Source organism: Vibrio sp. HENC-03, from assembly GCF_000305755.2.
Lineage (GTDB): Bacteria > Pseudomonadota > Gammaproteobacteria > Enterobacterales > Vibrionaceae > Vibrio > Vibrio owensii.
Map to the genome: position 1 here is coordinate 788 of NZ_JH976123.1, position 26,617 is coordinate 27,404.

General features: G+C 42.8%; 20 protein-coding genes and 2 pseudogenes. 5 read left to right on the forward strand and 17 right to left on the reverse strand.

The annotated features are described in order from the left end of the window. Nucleotides 1-122: 122 nt before the first annotated feature. Nucleotides 123-479, reverse strand: a complete 357-nt coding sequence (locus VCHENC03_RS0125880; RefSeq protein ID WP_032802755.1) for a hypothetical protein — start codon at nt 477-479, stop codon at nt 123-125. Nucleotides 480-701: 222 nt separating this feature from the next. Between VCHENC03_RS0125880 and VCHENC03_RS12540 the strand changes: the two genes are divergently transcribed. The 3 genes from VCHENC03_RS12540 to VCHENC03_RS0125890 all read left to right on the forward strand — a co-directional run bounded on the left by VCHENC03_RS12540 (nt 702) and on the right by VCHENC03_RS0125890 (nt 3,308). Beyond that, complete coding sequence (locus VCHENC03_RS12540) at nt 702-1,076, forward strand: hypothetical protein (protein WP_032802759.1); 375 nt, start codon at nt 702-704, stop codon at nt 1,074-1,076. Nucleotides 1,077-1,183: 107 nt separating this feature from the next. After that, the gene (locus VCHENC03_RS26400; RefSeq protein ID WP_009706117.1) at nt 1,184-2,671 is read left to right on the forward strand and encodes an AAA family ATPase; all 1,488 of its coding nucleotides are present in this window, start codon (nt 1,184-1,186) and stop codon (nt 2,669-2,671) included. After that, on the forward strand, nt 2,661-3,308 hold the full coding sequence (locus tag VCHENC03_RS0125890; protein ID WP_232310339.1) for an HNH endonuclease: 648 nt from the start codon (nt 2,661-2,663) through the stop codon (nt 3,306-3,308). Before VCHENC03_RS26400 ends, VCHENC03_RS0125890 begins: the two co-directional genes overlap by 11 nt. A 104-nt stretch (nt 3,309-3,412) precedes the next feature. On the opposite strand, the gene VCHENC03_RS0125895 is transcribed toward VCHENC03_RS0125890, so the two are convergent. The 6 genes and pseudogenes from VCHENC03_RS0125895 to matP form a co-directional block, all read right to left on the reverse strand. Next, nucleotides 3,413-3,778 (reverse strand): phage protein, encoded by a 366-nt coding sequence (locus VCHENC03_RS0125895; RefSeq protein ID WP_032802756.1) that lies wholly within the window; start codon nt 3,776-3,778, stop codon nt 3,413-3,415. Then, nucleotides 3,738-3,977: pseudogene (locus VCHENC03_RS26890) on the reverse strand (DUF3693 domain-containing protein); the annotation flags it as partial. The gene VCHENC03_RS0125895 and the pseudogene VCHENC03_RS26890, both read right to left, overlap by 41 nt. A gap of 473 nt (nt 3,978-4,450) precedes the next feature. After that, a complete protein-coding gene (locus VCHENC03_RS12535) occupies nt 4,451-5,665 on the reverse strand; it encodes an HDOD domain-containing protein (RefSeq protein ID WP_009706119.1) in 1,215 nt (404 codons plus the stop codon). Nucleotides 5,666-5,794: 129 nt separating this feature from the next. Then, nucleotides 5,795-6,117 (reverse strand): annotated as a pseudogene (locus VCHENC03_RS0125900) (hypothetical protein). Between the two features lie 115 nt (nt 6,118-6,232). Further along, nucleotides 6,233-6,544: a DUF3634 family protein gene (locus tag VCHENC03_RS12530; RefSeq protein WP_009706121.1), complete on the reverse strand. Its 312-nt coding sequence runs from the start codon at nt 6,542-6,544 to the stop codon at nt 6,233-6,235. A gap of 10 nt (nt 6,545-6,554) precedes the next feature. Next, nucleotides 6,555-7,004, reverse strand: a complete 450-nt coding sequence (matP, locus tag VCHENC03_RS12525; RefSeq protein WP_005440054.1) for a macrodomain Ter protein MatP — start codon at nt 7,002-7,004, stop codon at nt 6,555-6,557. 211 nt (nt 7,005-7,215) lie between these two features. Here matP and VCHENC03_RS12520 point away from each other — a divergent pair, with 211 nt between their 5' ends. Together VCHENC03_RS12520 and fabA are read left to right on the forward strand one after the other, a co-directional pair. Beyond that, nucleotides 7,216-8,856 (forward strand): S16 family serine protease, encoded by a 1,641-nt coding sequence (locus tag VCHENC03_RS12520; protein WP_009706122.1) that lies wholly within the window; start codon nt 7,216-7,218, stop codon nt 8,854-8,856. A gap of 70 nt (nt 8,857-8,926) precedes the next feature. Next, nucleotides 8,927-9,442 (forward strand): bifunctional 3-hydroxydecanoyl-ACP dehydratase/trans-2-decenoyl-ACP isomerase, encoded by a 516-nt coding sequence (gene fabA, locus VCHENC03_RS12515; protein ID WP_005440057.1) that lies wholly within the window; start codon nt 8,927-8,929, stop codon nt 9,440-9,442. 135 nt (nt 9,443-9,577) lie between these two features. Here the strand turns inward: fabA and rmf are convergent, their stop codons facing one another. The 10 genes from rmf to pepN all read right to left on the reverse strand — a co-directional run bounded on the left by rmf (nt 9,578) and on the right by pepN (nt 26,418). Next, complete coding sequence (rmf, locus tag VCHENC03_RS0125905) at nt 9,578-9,751, reverse strand: ribosome modulation factor (RefSeq protein ID WP_005532367.1); 174 nt, start codon at nt 9,749-9,751, stop codon at nt 9,578-9,580. A gap of 171 nt (nt 9,752-9,922) precedes the next feature. Further along, nucleotides 9,923-11,653, reverse strand: coding sequence for a DUF3466 family protein (locus VCHENC03_RS12510; RefSeq protein WP_009706123.1), 1,731 nt, complete (start codon nt 11,651-11,653; stop codon nt 9,923-9,925). Nucleotides 11,654-11,660: 7 nt separating this feature from the next. After that, the gene (locus VCHENC03_RS12505) at nt 11,661-13,580 is read right to left on the reverse strand and encodes an ABC transporter ATP-binding protein (RefSeq protein ID WP_009706124.1); all 1,920 of its coding nucleotides are present in this window, start codon (nt 13,578-13,580) and stop codon (nt 11,661-11,663) included. Beyond that, entirely contained in the window at nt 13,558-13,809 is a 252-nt protein-coding gene (locus VCHENC03_RS0125910) for a glutaredoxin family protein (RefSeq protein WP_032802757.1), read from the reverse strand. The genes VCHENC03_RS12505 and VCHENC03_RS0125910 overlap by 23 nt, the downstream gene beginning before the upstream one ends. Nucleotides 13,810-13,827: 18 nt before the next feature. Next, nucleotides 13,828-15,951, reverse strand: coding sequence for a bifunctional 23S rRNA (guanine(2069)-N(7))-methyltransferase RlmK/23S rRNA (guanine(2445)-N(2))-methyltransferase RlmL (rlmKL, locus tag VCHENC03_RS12500; RefSeq protein ID WP_009706126.1), 2,124 nt, complete (start codon nt 15,949-15,951; stop codon nt 13,828-13,830). Nucleotides 15,952-16,462: 511 nt separating this feature from the next. Continuing rightward, nucleotides 16,463-17,005, reverse strand: a complete 543-nt coding sequence (locus VCHENC03_RS12495) for a cell division protein ZapC (protein ID WP_005426674.1) — start codon at nt 17,003-17,005, stop codon at nt 16,463-16,465. A 165-nt stretch (nt 17,006-17,170) separates the two neighbouring features. Further along, nucleotides 17,171-18,181, reverse strand: a complete 1,011-nt coding sequence (gene pyrD, locus VCHENC03_RS12490) for a quinone-dependent dihydroorotate dehydrogenase (RefSeq protein WP_009706127.1) — start codon at nt 18,179-18,181, stop codon at nt 17,171-17,173. Between the two features lie 304 nt (nt 18,182-18,485). Beyond that, a complete protein-coding gene (locus VCHENC03_RS12485) occupies nt 18,486-23,327 on the reverse strand; it encodes an NAD-glutamate dehydrogenase (protein ID WP_009706128.1) in 4,842 nt (1,613 codons plus the stop codon). Between the two features lie 199 nt (nt 23,328-23,526). Beyond that, the gene (locus VCHENC03_RS26895) at nt 23,527-23,745 is read right to left on the reverse strand and encodes a DUF2835 domain-containing protein (protein ID WP_078607003.1); all 219 of its coding nucleotides are present in this window, start codon (nt 23,743-23,745) and stop codon (nt 23,527-23,529) included. Between the two features lie 66 nt (nt 23,746-23,811). Then, entirely contained in the window at nt 23,812-26,418 is a 2,607-nt protein-coding gene (gene pepN / locus VCHENC03_RS12480; protein WP_009706129.1) for an aminopeptidase N, read from the reverse strand. Nucleotides 26,419-26,617 lie beyond the last annotated feature (199 nt).

Sequence of the window (26,617 nt, forward strand, 5' to 3'; positions counted from 1 at the left end):
CGCGGAGCAAGTGAGGACGGGCTAGGACGATTACGCGACGTGCGGCGGGAGGTCAAAACCCCCGTACCTGTATTACGGGGGTAAATTCCACAGAACTATCGAAGTTCTCTGTGCTGAGATACTTAGTGTGCTGCTTTTTCGAATGCAGCTATACCCGCTTCACATAATGGTCTTGTAACAGGCTTGAACGCAGCATCCATTTTTTTTAGACCGGAATCTGTATATCGAGCACACCACACATCATCTTCTCGTCCTGTAGTCTTATTCAAATAGTGGACACTTAGATAGCTGTAATCGTTAATCTCGACTTTTAGTATGTCAGAAGCATCGTAGTTGTTCGGAAGCGAGACTAAAACTTGGTTGTTGTTAGTGGTGTGATTCTTAGTCTTACTTGGCGTGTATTCATGAAAAGCAGATGTCTGACCATATGCAAGGTTTGCAACGGCAGCAAGTGCAAGTATTAGGCATTTATATTTCATCTTCTAGTTGTTCTCTCTTGGATGTGTATCGGTATCTTTTGTTTTTTTGTTTGCGGAAATTCTCAATAAAAATACATATAAGATCAATTGCACATGTAAGAACCTGCTGAATAGATCACAGGCTTCTCTTTTCGACTTTTTTAACAGTATCGAGAGTTTTGGTTAATCGAATAGAGCTTAACTTTGCTAATATATGTATATATATACAGTATGGGTGATTTTATGCTGATTAGATACGTAAAGAGCCACGTTGGCCACCTACTAGACTCTGACGGTTTAGACATTTACGGGAAACGCATCGACGTACCCGCTTTACTTCGTGATGGTGAACATAAGTACAGTAAATTTCGAGGTATGGTTAACGCTTTTGAGTGTGGTTCTTTTCAGCGCGTTAAGTTGGTTGGTTTTACTGAATACAGCTTTGATGATGGGAAGAACTGGATAAAGATTCCAGAGAATCACTATGTCATTGGCATTAGAAAATGGGGCGAGTTTTATGTTGTTCTATTCAACGGTAAGCCTAGAGTCAACGTATACACACCAAAACAACCAGAGCGTTACTACAACAATGTGTTTTACATTAAAAGTTCGAATTGAAACATTAACCTAACTCTATTTTACTTTGACGTAACCATCATGCGTTTAACTAGAACTAACCTCTTGTTTTACTTATAATGCAACAAATTGTTTATAGGTATAATGATATGAAGGTGTTGCAAGCTTACTTTAATGGAAAGAAGTATGAACTATGTGATCCGTTAGGGGAAAGTTCTTCAAATACAGTCTCTATCCTAATAGGAAAAAATGGCACAGGAAAAAGTCGTATACTTGCTAGTATAGTAGAACTTTTCGAACGTTCTCAGAGCTATAATCAAAATCATCCGAACTTAAAACACAATCGATTTTTATCTTTAGATTTTGAGAATAACGGTGTAAGAACTAAGGTTTATTTAGGAAGAGGAAGAAGCAGTCGAAAGTTAATTGAAAATAATAATAAAGTTAAGAAAAATTCCCCTAAAAAAGTGATAGCAGCTTCTACGAGCCCGTTTGATAAATTTCCAACCTCCTTTGATTCGGATAAATCAAGTCGCGGTAAGTTCTATAGTTATATTGGTCTAAGACTAAAAAATGGACAGTTGTGCGATAAACAATTGATGAATACTTTTGTTCAGTCATTACTCGATCAGTCTCCAAAGCCTGCTGTTATGCGTACGCTACGATTATTGGGATATGAACCAGAGATCAAGGTTACATTTAGCCACGAACTTAGAAACCTTTACCGAGATAACGGAAGCAATTACAAGAGCTTTGACTCATGGCTCTTAAATGATAAACAAGTCCATCAACTTGCTTTAGATGACGGTATTGGCTCTCTCAACCGAAGAATTGTAAGAGCTCTTTCATCACAAAATGAGGTTGTAAAAGTTCCCAATACCACTTTTGGCAAATTGTATAAACGCAGCACAGACCATATAAATATCAGTGCACCTTATAAAAGAGCGCTTTTAAGGTCTAATTTGAAGTCGAGTTTACCTAAATATTTTACATTCGGCAGTAACGTTGATAGTAATATTAAAACTGATTTAAAAGCGTCATTACGTGACGGCCTTTCGAGAATTGAGAGTGTTATTTTAAAGAAGTCAACAGGCGAATCATTTAGCATAGATGGTGCGAGTTCTGGCGAGCGCTCACTGCTACTCTTAGTTTGTTCTATAGCCAATGAAATAAAAAACAATTCGTTGATTTGTATCGATGAACCCGAGATTAGTTTACACCCAGCATGGCAGGAACAATTTATACAACTAATTGCCGAGGTATTTAAGACATATAAAAACTGTCACTTCATTATTGCTACTCACTCTCCATTAATAGTATCTAATTTAAAGTCAGAAAATTGTTATATCTTAGATCTTGATAATGATGAGCTACACAATGCTAAATCTTTTAGTAACAAATCCGCTGACTTCCAGTTAGCACGATTATTCCAAACGCCAGGAGACCAAAATGAGTATTTAAAAAGGCTTTGTGTAAATATTCTTAGTGAACTAAGTCAAGGTAGAACCTTGTCCAAAGAAAGAGAATCTGAAGTTGAGTTTCTTATTTCATCGCAACATCTAATTTCAGAGAAGGATACTGTATATCAACTAATTGATATAATTAAAACCACTTTGGAGGCTATAGGTGAAGATTGAACCAATATCTTTCCCTTCCGACTACGAAAATTTAATTAAAAGTAAACTTAACTGCGATAACTTTAATATTAAAACGTGGGAAGATAGTGATTTAGATGAGTTAAGGAAATATATAAAAGAGTACTATCTAAAGGCCCAAGACTATACGTGCCCCTATTGTTTACAAAAGATAAAATCTAAACATGGTAGATATTGGGATATAGAGCATATAGTCCCACGGGCACAAACACTGGAGTTTATGTTCGAACCATTAAATCTCTGCGTTTCGTGTGTAGATTGCAACAAGGAAAAGGCCGCAAAGCACACTACACGTAGTACAGCAAAGCAGAGGTACCCAAAGAAATCCGAACTCTATCATATTGTCCACCCGTTTTTTGATAATTATCATGAGAATATAGTTCCGGTAAAGGTAGGGCTTTTCTATTACCCCAAAGAGAAAAAAGGCCGAGCAACAATTGAATATTGTGGCCTTAATAGATTTTATGAATTTGCCGACTATGTGCCGTTTGATGAGTCTGTAAGGAAAATAAGTGAACTCGTTGAACTAGCTGATAAAACGGATAGTATGGAGATTAAGAACGATATAATGAAAAAAATTTCTTCTATAAGTATCGGTTTTGTTGTTAAGAATTCTTAGCAAGAATATCTACGGTTACGATTGCAATTTACCTTCACTCTAAATTAAATTCGTTAACATCCTCTCTTTCTATATAAGAATAAGGCTCCATTCGGAGCCTGTTTTTACATCATTTCCTTAAGTGCTCTTGCATACTTCAATACCTGACCTGCTGCCTCTAAGTCAGTTAACGCTCCAATCTCCAATAACGCAATTCCAGTCAAAACCTGTTGTGCTGTGACCAACTGTCCGGTGGGTAATTCTAACCGGTCATGATGCATCTTAAAGTGTTCCCATTGTTCGCATGAACTTAGTTCCCTGCCCTTAGTCATTCTCATGAGTCGTTTGCACTCCGGTGGAATGGTTTTTCCCTTATCCCATTCTTTGACTGTTCTCACAGTTTTCAAACAAAGTTCAGCAGCTTGTTCAACGGATAAACCACATTCAAACTCACGAAAAATATAGTTTTTTGTCATTTCGTGATACTTCATTGAATTGTCCCTCAAAAGCGGGACATTCTATAAATAATGAATATGCAACTACATTAAACATAAGCAGATATAATGCGCACTTAATTGAGGATTCCACTGGGCTTGAAATTGAAATTCCTGCTAATCCAAGCCCGTTATACTTTTTTGCTATGTTTTCCCACATACCGCGAATCTCTGGATTCTCGTTGCGATCAGCGTGACAACTAACAGCTCTGTTTCTTCACTAAATCTAATTTACCAATTGTTCTAGTTCTTCGTTATTTGTTCTAATGCTGACCTTGCACTAGTTTGTTTGGCCAACTTATTCTCTATCTGTTCTTTTGGTAGTTATTGGGGTTCATCGGTGATGTTTGAAGATGCACTTTATTTTTCACGTCCTATATTGTGTCACTCACGTCAGTAAAAGATTTCAAGATTCTGGAAACGCTTTGGGAATCCATCGCCTTAGAAACATGCTTTCAAGATTAGATAAGTAGCTCCGCCATAATTTTAAAACTTGGCGGCAGTTCTTCTAACATTGCTTACCTCTTTAAGTGACATTGTCACTAAGGGTTTGGTCATTTTTAAAAATCAACGAACTCGGATTTATCATCTGTGGGTTTCTCTTTTTGAAGCAATAAAAAAGCGACCAAACGTGGTCGCCTTAAATATATATGTGACGTCGTAACTCTTTTACATCAAAAGAGTCATATTTCCAGGGGCGCTCATTCTAATAGATGACAACGCTTCTCCAGATATTTGAACGTTAGCAAACCAAAATGGTTTGTGCTTTTCCGCAAACACTTCACTTCTTGATAAGTTATCGTAGATTGCATATGCCCTAGCCTGTGCCAAAGCTGCACCATATACGCTGCGTTCTAAGACAGGTTTATTTTCTATGTCCTCTAGAATCGCGACTTTAATGTGTTCTATGTTTTTCGGCCAGTTAAAGCTATCCACAAGTCGTTTCGTCACCAATGCTTCCATATTGACAATGACGTTAGGTAAAAACGCTGAATTGGGTCGGACATCAGCACACGCGTAGTACTCATCTTTCCGGTTAGTCTTTCTGTAATTCAGCATAACTTCTATGAGTGCATCTTCAAACGTGTCGGTGAAATGATTAATGAGCACGATATTGCCGAGACTTCGAAGCGTTCCGATTAAAACTCCGCAATCGGGGTCAGGAACATCAGTTTCATTCAATCGCATCTTGGTGATATTGGCGGTTAAAACTAATTGTTGCCAAAACTTCGGTGTAAGAACCTTAGTATTGTTGTCTGACCATCTCATCATTGGACGCGCCATCAATACTGGGAATAACTTGCGGCAATTCTCAACTCCCATGCGACCGACCGCAATTCGAACATCTGAGTTGTTCTTTGCCGCGCTGCCTCGTTCACGTAGCCTCGAGTTTTCAATGAGATCAGCGATTGTTGAACTTAAGTGATGACTGCTGTTGGCTAAATCAGTCAGTTTTTGCAGGCTCAGAGATGGCGCATAGGCAAATGATGCAAATTGTTCAAATGCTGGTAGGTTGCTAGATAGTTTATCAATAGGTAGAGCTTCTAGCTTTTTCACTAACATTCGCTCGGCAACTTTAGACACGTCATTGATCACTGTTTGCAGTGTTTTCTGTCTATCTTGAACAACCTTCCGCTTTTCTTTGACTCGCTCTTGTTCACACATAAGAAGTATTCTTTGGTTACGTGTAACTCGGTCTTCCTCACTGAAGATGACGTCGTCGCAATAGCGTCCTTGTAAACTGAGAAGTTTGTCCACCTGTGACTGGTCTACTTGATGGTTCATGCTTGCTAGCCATTTTGCATGCCTAAGCTGTACTTCTTTCGATACTTTGGCCGCGATGTCCATTGCTTCTTGTGTGTAATTTTTTTGTGTGAGCAACAAACTGATATTCCTAACGTTGTTTATTTTCCTGTCGGCAAGTTTATATATAAAGCCACATGCAGTAAACGAAATGTGACATTAATTCCAGTTATAAATAATTCGAACTTATCGAAATGTAATTAGCAAATACTAATTCCCAGTTGTTATGTGTAGTCGTATGTACTTTTCAGAGAATTTATAGCGATAACGTTTTCCAATTCTCACATTTACTTAGCGAACTGGCATACGCGTTTATCGCCACTTCCGTTTACTTTTTTGACCTTGGCGCTCTTGCCTTTATGCTCCATTTCAATCATCAAGTCACAATAACCGTAGTAACCATCAAACTTTCTGTTGGTTTTCTTTTGAAGTTCTACTTTAATTTTGTTCGCTACGGGGTTGGTCTGTGAATCGTCAGCTTTAGCAACAGATATACTAAACAACACAAGCAAAAACGTGACAGTGTATCGCATGGAGTTACCTTTTAGTTCGTGAAAGCTAGAACTCTAACTCACTGACTTAGTTAATATAAAAACGGGGCGCAATTAATGCGCCCCGTTTAACATGAACAAGTAACTGATAATATGCTTAAGCTCGTTTCTTGCCCTTGGTTGACTTAAAGCCTTGGTGAGGGAATACGTTTCTTATGCGCTGTTGAACTTTCTTAGGGACTTCTTTAGAGAAAGTTAAACGCATACCAGTACGTTGATTGTAGACTTTCATCTCACCATCAAAGGGGTCATGCTCAGCGATGTCTTGCAGGTTGTGTTTAAAAGAAGGTGGAATATGACCTTTCACGTTAGATATATGCCCTTTCTCGAATTTAACCTTTAAGACGGGTCTATCTACAGCGATAAGCCAAAAAATGACAACAGCAGCAATCAATATTACATAAAGCATTTGATACTCCTCAGCTGGACAACAATTTACTCAAATCTTCTTTCAAAGATGATACCTTCATACTTGCTTTCTCACTTCGTGAAGCTTCTGATAAAAGGTATTCAATGGCGTCTGATAATGTACACCCTAGCTCATTAGCTCGGTTTGAGAGCTTTTCCCACACTCGGTAATCAAGATCAATTGACTTCTTTTTCGTGTGTACTTGCTCAGCATTAAAGTGACGTTTACGCTTTGCACGAATTGCCTGTTTGAGCTTATTATCAAGCTCTTCTGACATGTGATTTTCTATCCAAGTTAGCACTTGTGTTGGCTCATGCTCTAACTTTCGTAGTTCGGCAATAGCAGCATCCGCTTCACTCGTATCAATGTATCGAGTTATGGCTTCACCATCTTTCCACTTTTTGATGAGGTACTTCCATTTCCAACCACATTCTAAATTCTCAAGCTGCTGATATTTCATCCTTCCGACCCTTAATGCGCATATGGTGACAGCGTAACCCAGATGCACAGATTCAGCAATTAAAACTCATAAAAGTATCGATGTTGATCACTCATTTGTCGAAGGTTTAATCAACTGAATTTGCAGAATTTTTGGATAGGTCAAATTGTTACTAGGGAGTTGATCATCGTTTCGCTATAATGCGCACAAGACTAAATTACGATGAATTTGAATGAACCAAGTTAACTGGCAAGATGTCACCCCCTCTTTTGAGCAGTACGAAGAAATTCTGAGCAACGCTCCTTCACTCCCGCTAAAGTCATTTATTGATTTACAACCAAGACTGGAAGCGACTATCCGTCGATTCGTCAATGTGAGAGGCCTAACTCGCATACTACTAGTTAACTGCACGGATAACTCGGTTTATCGCGGATTTATCTGTGACGCTTTGCAAACGACGACAGATACTCCTGTCGTTGTTACAGAGTCGTTGGAAGCAAAAGAGCTGTTCGATCGTTATAGCGTCAATCTAGATGGGCAAACAACATTTGAATCAGGTTTAATCGCCAAAGCGCATGGTGGTTACCTTATTGTTCCAGCAAACTTAGTTTTGGCGAATGCTGCTAGATGGCCAAGTATTAAAGCGGCCATTCAAGGTGGAAGCTTTGCACCGGCCAATTTGACACCTAATCGTATCGCGTCTTCTCCGCTTGGCAGCCAAGAGTATGATGTAAAACTTGTTATAACGGGGGATCGTAATCAGTTAGCGGAAATTGAGTTCATTGACGAAGACTTCTCGGCTGGCATTACCATGTATACCGAGGTTGAAGAAGATATCCATCTGTCCGAAGAAAGCCTACGTAGTTATATCGGCCTCGTTAATTGGGTATGCCAACGTTATCAATATCCAACCTTGAGTTCTCAGGCGTTTAGAAGGCTTATTCTCGCTGGTATGCGCTACACCGAAGATCAACACTATTTACCACTCGGTGTCATGTGGCACAGCCAATTGCTGGCTCTTGCTAGTCAGTACTCAAACGCTTCTGTGATTGAATTCGATGATATTGATAAGGCAATTGACGACAAATATTATCGTGAATCGTACCTACCACAACGCGCAGTAGACGATATCCTTGATGGACAAGTGATCATTGAAACAACTGGCGAACAAGTCGGTCAGATTAATGGTCTAACTGTCATTGATATGGCCGGACACCCTGTCTCTTATGGTGAGCCTGCTCGTATTTCCTGCGTTATTCACTTCGGTGATGGTGATATCTCAGATGTTGAACGCAAAGCGGAGCTTGGTGGTAACTTACACGCGAAGGGTATGATGATCATGCAAGCGTTTGTGAGTTCTGCTCTGAACCTAGATGAGCCTCTGCCTTACTCTGCATCGATCGTATTCGAACAATCATACAGTGAAGTCGACGGAGACAGCGCCTCGTTAGCAGAGCTTTGTTGTTTGGTGAGTGCCCTATCTGAATCTCCGGTCAACCAGCAGATCGCTGTTACTGGTGCAGTAGACCAATTTGGTCGTGTGCAGGCCGTTGGCGGTTTGAACGAGAAAATTGAAGGTTTTTACCAAGTATGTAAACACCAGGGCTTTACGGGTGAGCAAGGCGTAATTATGCCGAAATCCAACCTAAAACATCTCGCTCTACATAAAGATGTCATAAAAAGCATTAAGAATGGTGAGTTCCATATTTGGTCAGTTTCTACTGTTGATGAAGCGATTCCTATTCTTATGTCTAAACCGTTCCGTGGTGAAGACGATAGCATCATCGGTAAAATTGCTGAACGTATTGAAAACTTTGAAAGACATGAGCATCCAGTCGGAATTGTGGAGCGCATCAAAAACTGGTTTGTCTAGTACTGATCGGAGTTGTTTAGCGTACACGTGTTCACTAAGATGCAGCTATCAAAAATTGGAGTAATTGATAATGCAAAACAAACGTGATTCTTACAACCGTGACGATCTTCTAGCTTCTAGCCAAGGTGAACTTTGGCCACAAGGACCTCAGCTACCAGCACCAAACATGTTGATGATGGACCGCATCACAAAAATGTCTGAGACTGAAGGTGATTTCGGTAAAGGTTTGATCCTAGCAGAATTGGACATTACTCCAGACCTTTGGTTCTTCGATTGTCACTTCCCTGGCGACCCAGTAATGCCAGGCTGTCTTGGCCTTGATGCAATGTGGCAGCTTGTTGGTTTCTTCCTAGGCTGGGTTGGCGGTAAAGGCAAAGGCCGTGCTCTTGGGGTTGGCGAAGTGAAATTTACTGGTCAGATCCTACCAACAGCGAAAAAAGTGACATATGAGATCCACATGAAGCGTGTTGTTAACCGTAAATTAGTAATGGGTCTAGCTGATGGTCGTGTTTGTGTAGATGGCAAAGAAATCTACGTAGCAAAAGATCTGAAAGTGGGCTTGTTCCAAGACACTTCAAGCTTCTAGTCTCCTACTCTGAATTATTTTAGAAGGCTCCTTTAAGGGGCCTTTTCCTTATCTAGATAACCATACTCCTATTTATCAAACGCAGAAAAGGCTCTTAACGAGCCCTTTCAAATCCTTCTGTTTGTATGTGGAGAGTTATTTGTAGAGACCAGATTGTTTTTCATCTCTGGCATCACGCCAACCACCTAACCAATACGACCGAGCGTCAATTTGTTGATATGGGCAAGCCTCTTGAGACCTTCCATTCAACCCAGCTTTATAGCCTTGAGATTGAGCTCGTTCTAGGCGATCACGCTTTTGTCTCTTCATAGTTAATTCCTCATACAGGTCCATTTACAAACGTACTACTGTTACTGTGAAACTTTGATGGAGTTTTTATGACTCCACTTATAAGAATCGATCAAATTACGCGTTTTCTCAAGGCATAAAAAAAGCAGAGGTTCATTTCTGTGAGCCTCTGCTTGATTTAAAAATTACTGACTATTTTCTACGGAACCCAAATAAGCCAAGCATGGTCAAAGCCAACCAACCAAGGCCAGCACCTTCGCGCTCAGAAGCCTCGTCTTCAATACTTCTCTGTTGGATATCTGCTGAAGTAGCACCGGCAATAGGCATCAACTTAACAGCAACGATCTTTTCAGTACCATCACAAGACGCGTTATGGTCGGTACTCTTATATCCACCTTCACACTTCATTGCAGTGGCTGAGATAACGCCAGCGTCGTTAATGTCAGTCGCATTAATGATGCGGAACGCGTTGTTGTCTGCAGAGAAATCTCCACCATTCGTCAGGTTATCCAAGAACCATGCTTTGCCATCGAAGATTTCTTTAGCACGGTCGCTAACTTCTCCACCAAGTGCATATGGATAGATAAATCCGCGTTTACGACGAGGTTTACCTTCATCTTCACGAGTTGTTTCAGCGTCTAATTGACCAACGATCTCGTTGTACGAGTTAATCGCTCCCATGTGACCGCCTGCACCACTGAAGAAAATACCTGTGGTTGGATATTCTGCAGCAACAGAGTCTTTCCTTACGTCTTCAACAACAAAAAGACGATTTGGTGCAGAACCTGTTGGCATCAAATAAGCACCAGAACGTTTCGCTTCACCAATCGCGACAAAGTTTGAGTTAACATCTGTTAAACGCGAGTTTGTATGTACAGTATCACCGCTAATACGTTGTTCAGCGCCGCTTACTAATTTGTTCTCCCACTCGACGCCAGCAATTTCACCAGAAGTTGCTAACTGACCTACAAACACGGTAGCGTTCATGTAGTTGTCGTCAGGGTAAGTATTGTAGCCAACACCATAAACCGTGAGTCCGTCAGCTACCACTCCACGCATACTGCCTTGTGCCAAGCGCTCTCCGTCTTGAGAGGTATTGCTAGGCCAATCAACTTGACTCACCGCGCCAGTTTTATCCCAGATAGCAGCTTTTGACGTATGATGCGTGCCATTATCATTTACTGCTTCTTCCGAAATACTACCAACAGTAAATGTGCCGTCAGTGCGCCACGCTCGGCTCGCTACAACAGTTGCGTCTTCGTCACTCGGAATAATCGTAGGGACCACAGGTGCAACAACAGTATTTCGTGTTTCCAGTTCAGAAGAATCCGACTCGCTTACTACACTCTGGTTACCAACTGGTTCACCCTCAGCAGTAAGGCTGTTGATCACATTGTTGTACTTGTTTTCGTAAGCACTGTCATCACCCTCAACAAACGCTAGTGCGTTTGTTGTAAAGTCTTTGCCTAATTCTTTGCTCCATGGTTGCCAATGCACAGACGCCCAGGACTCGCACGTTGAGTAACGACGTTCATTGTAGCAATAGCGCTCAAAGTCATCGTATTCTTGTACGTAATAAAAACCTGAGTCCATTGCAAACGGAACTTCTTCACGGTAGCTAACACCATCAACAGCTTCTCCTGCTGATATAGCCGTTGTGCGAGTTTCCATCGCCAATTTAAATTGTTCCGACGTACAACCAGCTGCAGAATCAAAACAACCATGGACAAACGGTGAACCAGTGCTTACATCCTGAACATCACCTTGCTGAATCGCAACGCCATAAGCGGTCTCGTAATTTACGATATCACCGTTTGACTCCGGTTCTACTTCAATAACTTGATACAATGCTGCATTAGCATTCATTGCTGTACCAACCATCATCGCGACGGCGGTTAATTTGAATTTGTTACTACAATTCATTGAATTCTTAACTGTCCTGTTGCATTGCTTCGAGTTCTTCCCATCTCTCGAATGCGATTTCCAACTCCTGCTCTACTGCAGCGAGCTGTTCCAATACCGGTTGAGTCTGTTCCACAGATTTAGTGAAGAACTCTGGGTCATTCACTTGTTCTTGTAGCGTCTCAATATCCGACTCTAATTGTTCTAGTTTAGCTGGAAGAGCCTCTAATTCTCTTTGCAGCTTATACGATAACTTCTTCGAATTGTTCTTAGGTTGCGTAGTTTTGGGAGTTTCCTCAACCACTTTCTCTTTCTTCGTTGCTTTTTCAACCTGACTGCGTGAAGCAAGAACTTGATCGCGCTGCTGTTTAGCATCGTGATAACCACCAACGAACTCTTCAATTACGCCGTTACCTTCAAAAATCCAGCTGGTTGTTACTGTATTGTCTACGAACTCACGGTCGTGACTCACTAACAGTAACGTACCCTGATAATTGGCAAGCATTTCTTCTAAAAGTTCCAACGTTTCGATGTCCAAATCGTTGGTTGGTTCGTCAAGAATAAGCAAGTTGTTAGGTTTCAATAAGATACGAGCCAACAACAAACGGTTTTTTTCACCGCCGGATAACGCTTTTACTGGCGTACGGGCACGTTTTGGTGCGAACAAGAAATCTTGCAGGTAGCTCAATGCATGACGTTGACGGCCACCCACCATCACTTCTTGCTTGCCATCCGCTAAGTTATCGATAACCGTCTTTTCAGGATCGAGAATTTCACGGTATTGGTCGAAGTAAGCCACTTCAAGCTTTGTACCGCAATGTAGACGGCCACCCTGTGTCTCTAACTGACCGAGTAGAAGTTTGAGTACGGTGCTCTTACCACAGCCGTTAGGGCCAATCAGGGCGATTCGGTCACCACGCATGATGTTGAAGCTGAAGTCATCCACGATCTTTTTGCCTTCAAAAGCAAAAGAGACGTTCTCTGCTTCAAAGACGATCTTGCCTGAACGCGATGCATCGTCGATGTTAAGGTTAACTTTACCTTGCACTTCACGACGGTCACGACGTTCTTCACGAAGCTTCTTAAGAGCGCGAACACGACCTTCATTACGGGTACGACGCGCTTTAATCCCCTGACGAATCCATACTTCTTCTTGAGCTAACTTTTTGTCGAACTCTGCATTTTGCATTTCTTCAACACGAAGCATCTCTTCTTTGTCATTCAGGTACTGATCGTAATTGCCAGGGAAAGAAGCCAATTGACCGCGATCTAAGTCAACGATGCGTGTCGCCATCGATTTGATGAACGCACGGTCGTGAGAAATAAAGATGATTGAGCCTTTAAAGTCTTTTAAGAAATTCTCTAACCATTCGATGGTTGTTACATCAAGGTGGTTAGTAGGCTCATCAAGAAGCAATACATCAGGGTCACAAACAAGTGCACGAGCCAGAGCAGCTTTGCGTTGCCAACCACCCGATAAGTCCGTCAGTTTGGTTTCCGGGCTTAACTTTAAAGCGCCCAGAACGTTCTTGACACGGTCATCAAAGCGCCAAGCATTTAGATGATCCAACTGCTCTTGAATCTTAGCAAGACGATTAATGTTCTTTTCACTTGGGTCCTGAGCCACAAGATCGAGAAGATCATGGTAGATCTTCAGCTGTTCGCCGATTTCAGCTAAACCACCAGATACGTACTCGTAAACCGTACCCTCTTGATTACGCGGCGGATCTTGTTCAAGTCGAGAAACAACTACGTCTTGAGTGATTTGAATCTTGCCATCGTCCAACAAAATGTCGCCAGCAAGCACTTTCATTAACGTGGACTTACCTGCACCGTTACGACCAACTAAACAAACGCGTTCGTTTTCTTGAAGAGCGAACTCCGCTTTATCTAGTAATGGGTGGTCACCAAATGCAAGTTGCGCGTTATGAATGGTAAGTAATGCCATTATTATCCAACCAATGTGTGAGTTGTTCTAAGTCAAACGGCCAGTTCAACTCAGAATCTTGATATTTCAATACGGGAATCGTGACACCGTAACGAGAAAAGAGAACATCGTCGAACGCAATGTCGACGATGTGAGTTTGTTCGGCGAGGCCAATCTGACCAATGAGGTCAAACGCCATCTCACAGAGATGGCATCCTTCAGTGCTGTAAAGTGTTAGCACGTTCAACATCCTTTTACTGTTCCGTCCCTATTCTGCGTGAGTAACCAGCCAGCAGTTGTGAATCTGTTTGTTACGAGAGAAATCCAATGGCAGAGTTTGAGAAGAAATGTTCTGCGCTTTCAAGCCCAGTTCTGCAAGCCCTGCTTCGTCCATCTTGAAGTGACGTTTGTTGTTTGAGAAAACAATCGTACCGCCATCACGCAACAGGCGCTTAAGGTTTGTCATTAGCTTAATATGATCGCGTTGCACATCGAACGACGTTTCCATACGTTTAGAGTTAGAGAACGTCGGTGGATCAATAAAGATAAGATCGTATTCACCTTTCGCGTTCTCAAGCCACTGTAGACAGTCAGCTTGCTCAAAACGATGCTGGCGACCAACACAGCCATTTAGCTGCATGTTGTCTTTCGCCCAGTTCAGGTACGTGTTAGACATGTCTACCGTAGTTGTAGAACGAGCACCACCAACGGCTGCGTGTACTGTCGCACTACCAGTGTAAGCAAACAAGTTAAGGAAATCTTTACCTTGTGCCATTTCGCCAAGGCGACGACGAGTGATCTTATGATCCAAGAACAAGCCAGTGTCTAGGTAATCGTGAAGGTTTACGATCAGCTTCACGCCGTACTCGTTCACTTCAAGTGTCTCTGAAACTTGCCCCAGTTTTTGGTACTGACTGCGGCCTTTCTGCTTCTCACGAACTTTCAGTACAACTTTGTTCGCTTCTACGCCTGTTACTTGAATCGTTGCACGGATGATGTCCGTTAGACGGCGTTTGGCTTTTTCTTCAGGGATATTCTTAGGTGCTGCGTATTCTTGAATCACGATTTGATCGCCGTACACGTCGATCGCTACGTTGTATTCTGGAAGGTCCGCATCGTAGATACGGTAACAGTCTAGTTTCTCTTTACGAGCCCATTTACCAATCTTACCAATGTTTTTCTTCAAACGGTTTGAGAAGTCAGGTGCGATCTGAACGCTAGTATCTGCGCCTTTTACTTCGTCAGCGCTGCGCTCTGCAATGCTGTAGTTCTTTTGGTGACACGGTAACGCACCATTGTTCAATTTAAATTGTTTGTCCGCACGCATACGAAGACAGCTTAGTAGCTCATCTGAACTAGAGAAGATAGACGCTTTACAACCGCCAAACTCTGCTTTTAGCTGACCACCAAATGCTGTGTATAACGCAATCAGACCGGGCTCAGTACCAAGACGCTCACCATAAGGAGGGTTAGAAACGATAACGCCGGCTTCGAAACCAGCTGGACGAGTAATAGTTGCCGCATCACCTTGTGCAAATGTGATCAGCTCTTCAACACCAGCTCTACGAGCGTTGTCTTGTGCAACCTTCAGTACTTTCGGGTCGTTATCGAAGCCGAAAAACTTAGCGTCAACTTTTTTGACACCACGTCGAGCTTGTACATTTGCCTCTGATTTAATCTCTGCCCAAAGCTCTGGTTCAAAGTCTTCTAGTGCTTCAAAGCCCCACTGTTTGCGCTTAACGCCAGGTGCCATGTTCGCTGCCATCATTGCCGCTTCAATCAGCAACGTACCAGAACCACACATTGGATCTAGAAGTGGTTGAGAACCATTCCAGCCACAACGCATTACGATAGCTGCTGCTAGTGTTTCACGCAGCGGAGCTCGACCAGATTCTGGACGGTAGCCACGTTGATGAAGACCACTACCCACCATGTCCACACCAAGAATTGCTTTATCTTTGTGTAGACGGACGTGAACGCGGATATCGGGACGCTCTTTGCTGATATTTGGACGAGGAAGCCCTTTCTTCTCAAAGCAGTCTACGATGCCATCTTTTACTTTCATTGCACCATATTGGCTGTTGCGGATTTCGCGGTTAGTACCGTTGAAGTCAACCACAAAGCGCTTTGAGCTATGGAATTGGTTTACCCAATTGATTGCAGACGTTGACAGGTAAAGGTCCATGTCGTCGTTACAGGTAAACTCCGATAAAACACGTACAAATCGAGACGCCAAGCGGCTCCACAAACAGCAACGGTAAATCTGTTCATTCGTTGCTTTAAATTTTACGCCTGCCTGTACTGGTTTGGCGTTTTCAATGCCTAGTTTAGTCAGTTCTTCAACAAGCAAGTTTTCCATGCCATTTGAAGTTACCGCGAGATATTGATTCATAGTGTTCTTTCGTCGATAAAAAATGGCTTTGATTATACCTGACTTTACGATCAATGCCTCGTTTTTAAAGGCTTTTTCGATTTGTTAGCGCAATCCATCACCAACCTTTCCTGCTGAAAGTCAAAACACAACACCTTTCATCAAGAAATAAGTCTCTTTTTCACTACCTAATAAAAACAAGCCCTACAGAAGAAGTGAATACTTATTTACTGTAAATTTGGTCTATACCAAATGCATTTGGAGCGTGTAATTTACTTACAAAATGAATGTATAGGGGAATAAAAGGTGAAATATTAGGCGCCAAGTTGCCTAATTTAAGGAAACGCTAAAATGAAAAAAGTGAAATAAAAGTGAGCTGCTTCATATATGAGATACGAAATCCCCTCACCTAAGGGTGGGTTTGGAGCGTGTATTAGGAGAGATTTGGAAAATTCTAGGCAAAAAAAATCGACCTAGTACGGTCGATTAATGCAAACAAAGGAACGAAATTAAAGAAAAAATCAAAAGGAAACTAACCCACCATCGCCATCGGTGCCATCATGAATAAGTGATTAGCACAGACCATGCGATCATGCATTACTTTAATCGGTTGACCAAACTGGAGCGTTTTGTTGCCGTCTAACAGGAACTCTTCCTGTCCAACATAAGCACACAGGCTTGATGTTTCACCTGGCTCTAGGACGACGAACACACCTTCTGAATATCGGTTTGTTAGGAAGACCATGTCCCCTTCTTCTGGCTCGTGCCCATCGCATTGGGCATCGAAGAACCAACTCTTAGGTTGGACTGGCTTATGAAAGCGTTTCGCGGCTACGCAATAAAGCGTAAGTTCGGCTTGACGGTATTCGTTGATGTCGAGACAGCGGATTCGTTCGTTGTACGTTTGGAACGCGCTTGCGTCATCAACGGTGAATTCATTGTCTGAGAAGGCACAATTGACCAACAGCTTTCGGCATAGATTGGTTTGGAAAATCATTTCCTCCCCTAAATCCAGCATTAGGCAAGCTTTCTGCTCGTCAAAATACCAATTCCATTTGTCGCTGGGTTTAAGCATTATTCCGTTCTCTTGTGACTAGTTAAACAGCAATAAGAGGTAAGACGCTTAATTACCTACTCATGATTTTTAAATTTTACAAACGAACGGACAAAAAAAAAGAGGAAACGAATTCCTCTTTTTTTAGTAACAAGCGTCGATTTCTCAACGATTTAGCGATTGATCTTATAGATTTTTAACAATATCGCGTACGAGACCAGGTCCGTGGTAGATAAAACCAGTGTAAACCTGAACAAGTTGCGCGCCTGCCATCATTTTCTCTTTTGCTGCAACGTAAGAGTCAACACCACCGACACCAATGATCGGAAGTTTGTCGCCGAGTTCTTCGTGAAGTTTGCGAACAACCTCTGTTGAACGAGATTGAACCGGACGTCCACTTAAACCACCCGCTTCGTTTGCATGCTTCATACCTTCAACGACTGTGCGATCCAGTGTTGTGTTGGTTGCAATAACGCCATCAATGTTGTTCTTAATTAGAGACTCGCAGATCTGGCTGATTTCGTCATCGCTCAAATCCGGTGCAATTTTTAGCGCAAGTGGTACGTACTTACCGTGTTTTTTAGCAAGTTCTGCTTGTTTTGCTTTAAGTTCAGATAGCAATTCATCTAGCGCTTCACCGTACTGAAGCGAACGAAGTCCTGGTGTATTTGGTGACGAGATGTTCACGGCGATGTAGCCGGCGTACTCGTACACTTTTTCCATACAAATCAGGTAGTCCTCTGCCCCGTTCTCAATTGGTGTGTCTTTATTCTTACCAATGTTGATACCAAGAACGCAGTTGTATTTTGCCTTTTTCACATTCTCAACCAGATGATCCACACCTAGGTTGTTAAAGCCCATACGGTTGATGATACCTTCCGCTTCAACTAGGCGGAACAAGCGTGGCTTGTCATTACCTGGTTGCGGACGAGGCGTAACAGTACCAACTTCGACAAAACCAAAGCCCATAGCGTCAAACGCTTCAATGCATTCACCGTTTTTGTCCAAACCAGCAGCAAGACCCACTGGGTTACGGAATGTAAGCCCCATGCATTCTACTGGACGATTTGGTAATTGTTGACGATAGAAAAGATCGAGAGGAGTGCCGTTAAAGCGTTGGAAGTTTTTGATTGCAAGATCATGTGCCTTTTCGGCATCAAGTTGGAAAAAGCCAGTTCTGGCTAGACGGTAAAGCATTGTGCCTCCGAAAGAAAAAAGCCCCGTGTAAACGGGTCAATATTATTTACTGTTTTCCAATGCAATTCAATGAAAATGAATGAATTCAGCAAAATTGAGCCTCTTATTTTAGTTTTATTCTTAAAAACAGTCGATTAGCGCTAGTTCTCCTATACAAAATTGCTAGCTTTTTCATTAAAAGCAAACGATTTCATGTCATGAAAACTTAAAATCAGTGTTACAGCGTCACTGAATTGGGTTAATTGAAATGGTTTAAACATAAAAAAGCCCCGCTATTGCGAGGCCTTTGTCAAAGTCACTTACCCTATTCGTTCGAAGAACAATTCAGATTAAGTAGAACCAATTCTCGAAGTGCTACAGAGAACTTAGCGAATTCATGGACGGAACCAACTTTGAATTCATTCAAGATACTCTCCCAACGATGCAATGACAGTTCATTTGTTGTCATCCAATCTTCGAGTGCTTGCATTACGTCTAGATCTTCTGTTGAACAGCCGCAAGTTAAAACTTGAGCAGTCAGTTGACGTTGTTGCCAATCAAGATCCTCACGGAATGCCGCACGAGCTAAGGCTTGCCAGTTGTTATCGACTGCTTGGCTATTGATCTGTTTCAAGAACCAATGAAGTGATAAACGGTCACCGAGGTTGAAGTAAAGCTTAGATGCTTGTTCAACCGTTTTACCCGTTTCGCTCGCTACTGAAGATATATCCAGTGCTGATTGTAAGCTAGAGAGACGAGCTACGTGGTGCGCAAGTTTCTCTTCTACTCCACGATCAATCCATTTCTGGGCAAGTTCGTTATGCTCTTCCACTTCTGATGCAACTAGCATGGTGTCTAGAGTTTCAGTAATAGTGTGAACATCGTCTTTATATAGTGCAACGAGCTCAGTTACTGTGCTCTTACCGCTGCGATTGCGAAGTAACCAACGAGAGATACGGCGCAATGCGCGACGTACGTAGAACATGATCTCATACTGTGCTTCTGCTGTTGCAACGTTATCAAGTGCTCGGGTTTGCTTAAGAATATCTTCCAGTTCGAAGATCTCACGTGTTGCACTGTAAGCGTTCGCAATATCAACCACACTCGCCCCCGTCTCTTCTTGAAGACGAGTCACGAAGTTACAGCCCATTTCATTAACCATTTGGTTTGCCAGCGCTGTTGCGATGATTTCAGCACGCAGCGGGTGGTTTACCATCTGATCTTTGTAGTTACGGCGTAACTTACTTGGGAAGTAAGCAACCAGTTGTTTTCCATGGAATTCGTCATTTGCGATTTCGTCAGCAACCAATTGTTCTTTCAAAACCATCTTGCCGTAAGCCACAAGCACTGAAAGCTCAGGACGTGTCAGACCAAGACCTTGTTTTTCTCGCTCAATCAAGGTTTCATCGTCTGGAATGTACTCAAGAGCACGATCCAAGTACCCTGCTTTTTCCATAGTGTGAATAAAGCGGATTTGCTCTTTAACGATGCCAACACCTTGTTGTTCAGTCACCGAAATCGACTCAGATTGACGGTATGCATCGTCCAATACGATTTCGCCCACTTCATCTTCCATCGATTCAAGAATTTGGTTGCGTTGTTTAACCGTTAAATCGCCATTTGATACAAGGCCGTTCAAGAAGATCTTAATGTTTACTTCATTGTCCGAGCAGTCTACGCCGCCAACGTTATCAACAAAGTCAGTATTTACACGACCACCTGTGGTCGCGTACTCGATACGGCCAAGCTGGGTCATACCTAAGTTACCGCCTTCACCAACGACTTTCGCTTTTAAATCGCGTCCATCGATGCGGAGTACGTCGTTTGCACGGTCGCCAACATCAGTGTGTGTCTCGCTAGAAGCTTTAACGTAAGTACCGATACCACCATTCCAAAGCAGATCCACTTCCATTTGTAGGATCATCTTAATCAGATCGTTTGGCGCAAGAGACGCTTTCTTAGTGCCCAACATTTTTTGGATTTCAGGCGTAAGTTGGATCGATTTAGAGCGTCGAGAGAAAATACCACCGCCCTGTGAGATCAACTCGGCATTGTAATCTTCCCAGCTTGACCGTGGTAGATTGAACAAGCGATTGCGCTCTTCCCAGCTGGTGGCTGAATCTGGATTTGGATCAATGAAGATGTGCATATGGTTGAACGCAGCTTGTAGACGAATGTGCTTAGATAGCAGCATACCGTTACCAAATACGTCACCCGCCATATCACCAACACCAATTGCCGTGAAGTCAGTGGTTTGACAGTTGATGCCCATTTCACGGAAGTGGCGTTTCACCGATTCCCAACCACCTTTCGCAGTGATGCCCATTGCTTTGTGGTCGTAACCGTTAGAGCCACCTGACGCAAACGCATCACCTAGCCAGAAGTTGTACTCATCCGATACAGAGTTCGCCAAATCAGAGAACGTCGCTGTACCTTTATCGGCTGCAACAACCAAGTATGGGTCGTCTTCATCGTGGCGCACTACACTCTTCGGCGGGATAACTTCACCCTCAATGATATTGTCAGAAACATCGAGTAATGCACGGATGAAACGTTTGTAACAACGTTGACCTTCAGCAAAGATTTCATCACGGTTAGTTAGAGTGTGCTGACGTTTACATACGAAGCCACCTTTTGCACCTACAGGAACAATAACCGTGTTCTTAACTTGCTGTGCTTTAACTAGGCCAAGAATCTCAGTACGGAAATCTTCTTGACGGTCCGACCAACGTAGACCACCACGCGCAACTTTACCGCCACGTAGGTGTACACCCTCGATATCCGGTGCATACACGAAGATTTCAAACGCTGGCACTGGCTGAGGGATGTCAGGGATTTCGCTTGGCTTCATCTTCAATGATAACCAAGGTTTAGGCTGTTTATTTTCGTCCAACTGGTAGTAGTTAGTGCGTAGCGTTGCCGTGATCATTTCCATGTAGCGACGGATGATACGATCATCATCGAGGCTTTCAACACGATCCAATTGCTCGGTTATTTTCTTGATAAGATCGTTCTGACCTTTTTCACTACCCTTGTGTTTTGGATCGAATCGCTTAGCAAACAGATTCACCAAACCTGTTGCCAAATCTGGGTAATGGCTCAGGGTATCCTCAATGTATTGTTGGCTGAATGGGAAGCCAACTTGGCGCATATAGCGAGCGTATGCACGAAGAATTGAGATTTCACGACCAGACAGTGAAGCGCCTAGCAACAAGCGGTTGAAGCCATCACTCTCTAAATTTCCAGCCCAAATTGCAGCAAATGCTTGTTGGAAACGATCGCGAGCTTCACGAAGATCAACGGTCTTATCGCTCTTATGCAGCATTGAGAAATCAAGGATCCAGAACGTTTGGCCATTGTTGGTTTCGATCTCATAAGGCGATTCGCCGATCACACGTAACCCTAGGTTTTCCAACATTGGCATCACGTCGGATAGGTGAATTGGCTCGTCGCGGTGGTATAGCTTTAAGCGCACCGCTTTCGATTCTGCCGCCTCTTCTTGCGGACGGTAGAACAACATGCCGAGTTTATTATCATCGCTTAATGCTTCAAGACGTTCGATATCTGCAACCGCAGAACCAGGCATCATGTCTTCTTTGTATGAACGTGGGAATGCGCTCATATACTCTTTCGAAAGCGGAAGACCTTTGCTTTCACCGAAGTTAGCAATGATAGATTCTTTTAGGCGATCATCCCATGAAGTTGATACTTCCATTAAGTTCTGCTCAATCTTTTTCACGTCTACATCAATGTTGTTATTGTCTACACGAACAATGTAATGGGTTCTCGCCAGTGGGCTCTCTGAGAAGAAGGTAGTGAATTCAACTTCTTGCTCACAACCAAAGTACTGCTTAAGAATGCGTTGTGTTTGACGGCGAAGCTCGGTGTTGTAACGGTCTTTTGTCACATAAACCATGCAGCTGAAGAATCGACCAAACGGGTCTTTACGAACAAATAGACGTAACAAGTCACGGTCTTGCATTTGTACGACGCCCATCCCCACTTCTAATAGCTCTTCTTCTCGAGCTTGAAGCAGTTCATCACGTGGGTAGTTTTCTAGAATATTGTGCAGGGCTTTGTAAGAGTACGATCCGTTACGGTAGCCACTTGCTTCAAGGATACGATCCACTTTCTCGCGGATCAGAGGAATGCTTTGTACCGCTTGGTTGTATACCGCAGAAGTGTAAAGACCAGTGAAACGGTGCTCACCAATCACTTTACCATTCTTGTCGAATTTCTTAACACCAATGTAGTCAGTGTACGCTGGGCGATGAATGCGAGAGGCTTGATTACCCTTAGTGATGATCAGCGCGTAAGGTTTTTTCGCTTCAAGGCGCGCAGAGTCTGACAGTTCAGAAAGCTTGATGCTGCGAACACGACTGTCATCAGCAAACATGCCAAGGCCTTTCTCTTTCACCGGCTGGAGTTCAGTGTCACCATTGACACTAACAAGATCATATTCCTTATACCCCATGAAGGTGAAATTATGATCCCCTAACCAGCGTAGGTATTCGATCGTTTCATCTAAACGATCCGTTTTCATTGAAACACGATCTTTATTCTTCTCAAGGTCGTTGGTAACGATCTTAAGTTTTTCAACCATTTGCTTCCAGTCATCAACGACTAAGCGCGTGTCTGATAAGATGGTTAGCAACTCATTTTTCAGCGCTTGCATTTCATCTTTACTGGTTAAACGGTCTACTTCGATGTGGAATAGAGATTGAAGAACGCCGCCCTCGCCATTTACGTCTGTCACTTGCCCTTTCTTGTCGCGTTCTAGTTGCGTTGGGTTGTTGAGCATCAAGTGAGAAACAAGGTCGAGTCGCGTTAGCGCCATCTTGATGGAATCCACCAAAAACGGGCTATCCGGTACAACAATTTCAACAATAGTGTGAGTTGATTGCCAACCTTGGCGGCTGACAGTCGGGTTGAATACCCTGACAGAAATATCTTCTGGTTTCTTTTCATTGATATGATGCCACAGGCTAACAACGGCACCATAAAGGTCGGATTCATTTCGCTGAATCAAGTCATCATCAGCAATGTTGCTAAATAAGTGTTGAGCAAGTTTAGTTACAAGCGGTTGGTGAGAAAGCTCGAGTTTGTCTTGAATTAGTTGGTATACCTTTTCAAGCAGAACCGGCACTACATTTTCACGCGCGGTCATATTCACACTCCACATTAGAATTGTTGTTTTGTAGGGGGACTTAACTTCGGGTTTTAGCCTCGAAACTAAGCATAGGTAATGCATGCACTTATTGTAAAAGCATAATTACAAATGTTTAACAAAAATTCGCAGTGGTAAGAGGTGAAATGTTTGATTATGTGACTAAGATTCCTGTTTAACTCACTAGGAATATCAGGCATCACAGAGTTTCTAACTTTAGAAACTTATTATTTTGGTCAGTTGTGAGTCTAAAACGGCCTCTAACGCCTAATTGACTAAGAAATGGTCTAAATTTTGATGCATCTAGTTGCACTCTCAAACCATTGTCAGTTATGACTTGTACCGAGCTTGCGGCACCGGAATAGTGTGAAAGAAATGTTTGATAAGAGATGTTGAGAGAGAAGTAATACTGGTTCATTAGAATAGATTATTGTCAGAACAAAAAACTAGGGTGATCATAACGACCACCCTATTCTTTTGTCGATTATTCGTCTAGTGCTTTAGTCACTTTTTCGAATAGGTCTTTCGCTAAATTGTCCATCGCTTTAAGCTTTTCAAGCTCTGCGCGGATAAGGGCTTGGCGACCTTCATCGTATTTACGGAACTTCAATAGAGGATCGATCATACGAGACGCCACTTGTGGGTTGGTATCGTTCAACTGACGAAGGATCTCACCGGCAAACTGGTAGCCAGAGCCTGATTTATCATGGAAGCGCACTGGGTTTGCGTTTAAGAAAGAACCAATCAAGCTACGCGTACGGTTCGGGTTCTTCAAGCTAAATGCTTCGTGGCTCATGGTTTCTTTAACTTTCTCAAGTGCGTTTTCAACCGGGTTGCTGCCCTGAAGAACAAACCATTTGTCCATAACCAGACCATCATGCTTCCACTTGTCACTGTAGTCCGCCATTAGGGCTTCACGACATGCAAGTTGCGCATTGTTCGCTGCACTCATTGCCGCGATCGTGTCTGTCATGTTGTTTGATGACTCGTATTGCGCTTTAGCTAGTTCATTGCCCTTTTCAGTGTGAGCTAGGAACTGCAGACATTGGTTACGCAAAGCTCGTTTACCAATAGCGTCATGATCAATGCTGTACTCTGCTTGGTTCAATGCGTGGTAAGTGGCACTCAGTTCATCTTCTAGTTCTTTAGAAAGTGACACTGTAATGCTATTCAGTACCGTATCTACCGCATCAATATCAATCTGCTTGTACCAGCCAGTGATTTCGTTAATTGAAGGCAAAGACAGAACTTGTGCGATAAACGCTGGCTCAAGATTCGCATCAAGTAACACGCCACGGAATGCATCGATTAAGTCTTCTGATAGCTTAACCTCACCACCCGCTTGAACGTTAGTTACGTTTTGACGAATGTACTTCGCTAGCAGCATTTGGCTTGCATCCCAACGAGCAAAATCGTTTGTTGCGTGCTTCATCAAGAAGATCAGTTCATCATCGCTGTAATCGTATTCCAATTTAACCGGTGCAGAGAACTCACGAAGCAATGATGGCACTGGTTGTTCTGCGACGTTTTCGAATACGAAAGTCTGCTTATCTTGCTTCACGTCTAGAACGTTGTGTACCGATTCACCGTTGATTACCAGTGGAATCACATCACCGTTTTGTGCGTACAGCTCAATATCGAATGGAATATGTAGCGCTTGTTTTTCTGATTGGTCGTGCGTTGCTTCAGTAAATTGCTCAACTGTTAGTGTGTACGTTTTTGCTTCCGCATTGTATTCACTGTTTACACGAAGCGTTGGCGTACCAGACTGGCTGTACCATAAACGGAACTGCTTAAGGTCAACGCCAGTTGCGTCTTCCATTGCAGAAACGAAATCTTCACACGTTGCTGCAGTACCATCATGACGTTCGAAGTACAGTTTCATACCTTTTTGGAAACCTTCTTCGCCAAGTAGCGTATGATACATGCGGATCACTTCGCTGCCCTTTTCGTACACGGTTAGCGTGTAGAAGTTATTCATTTCAATAACTTTATCCGGACGAATTGGATGCGACATTGGGCTTGAATCTTCCGCGAATTGAGGACCGCGAATAATGCGAACGTTGTCGATGCGGTTTACTGCACGTGAACCAAGATCAGATGAGAACTCTTGATCGCGGAACACCGTTAGGCCTTCTTTCAAACTCAGTTGGAACCAGTCACGACAAGTAACACGGTTACCCGTCCAGTTGTGGAAGTATTCGTGACCGATTACCGCTTCAATACCAAGGTATTCACGGTCAGTCGCGGTTTTTTCATTCGCAAGGACAAACTTCGAGTTGAAGATGTTTAGACCTTTGTTTTCCATCGCGCCCATGTTGAAGAAATCAACGGCCACGATCATGTAAATATCTAGATCATACTCAAGACCAAAGCGGTCTTCATCCCACTTCATTGAGTTGATAAGTGAAGTCATCGCATGACCAGCACGATCTAGGTTGCCTTTGTCGACAAAGATTTCTAGGTCTACTTCACGACCTGATGTGGTTGTGTATTTGTCACGTAGTACATCAAAGTCACCGGCTACCAACGCAAACAAGTAAGCTGGTTTTGGATGTGGGTCTTGCCATTGAACCCAATGACGACCATTTTCTGCCTCGCCTTCAGCTATGCGGTTACCATTGCTCAATAAGTATGGATACACGGCTTTGTCTGCGATCACTTTTGTTGTGTATTTCGCAAGAACGTCTGGACGGTCTAGGTAGTAAGTAATACGACGGAAGCCTTCTGCTTCACACTGCGTACAAAACGCACCACCTGATTTGTAAAGACCTTCAAGTGCCGTGTTTGCTTCCGGGTCGATCTTAGTAACGATTTCTAAATCAAATTCCGCAGGCAAATCGGTAAGCACTAAAGAGGCTTCTTTTACTTCATGGTGAGCCCAATCTTCACCATTCACTTTTACGGAGCGTAGCTCTAACCCTTCACCATCAAGTTCTAATGTGGTGGATTCACCCTTTTGAACTACTTTTGATACTGCTGTAACGATCGTGTCGTTGTCATAAAGATCAAACGTCAAGTCAATGTTCGTGATGGCATGAGATGGCGATTTGTAATCTTTGCGATATTTCGCTTGGGGAGCTTGAGACATGTCCATAAATCCTTGTATATAGAACCACAAAAATACCAGGACTAGAGGCTCAAACACCTCTTACTGGTATCACGATATAAGCTATTTGTAGGGGTTGTGGTATCAGAATACAAGTCTTTCTATAAAAAAACGGAGCTTTTAGTGGCTTAGCTCCGCTTTCTGTTTAACATTTAATCAACATCAGAACATTTCACTATTA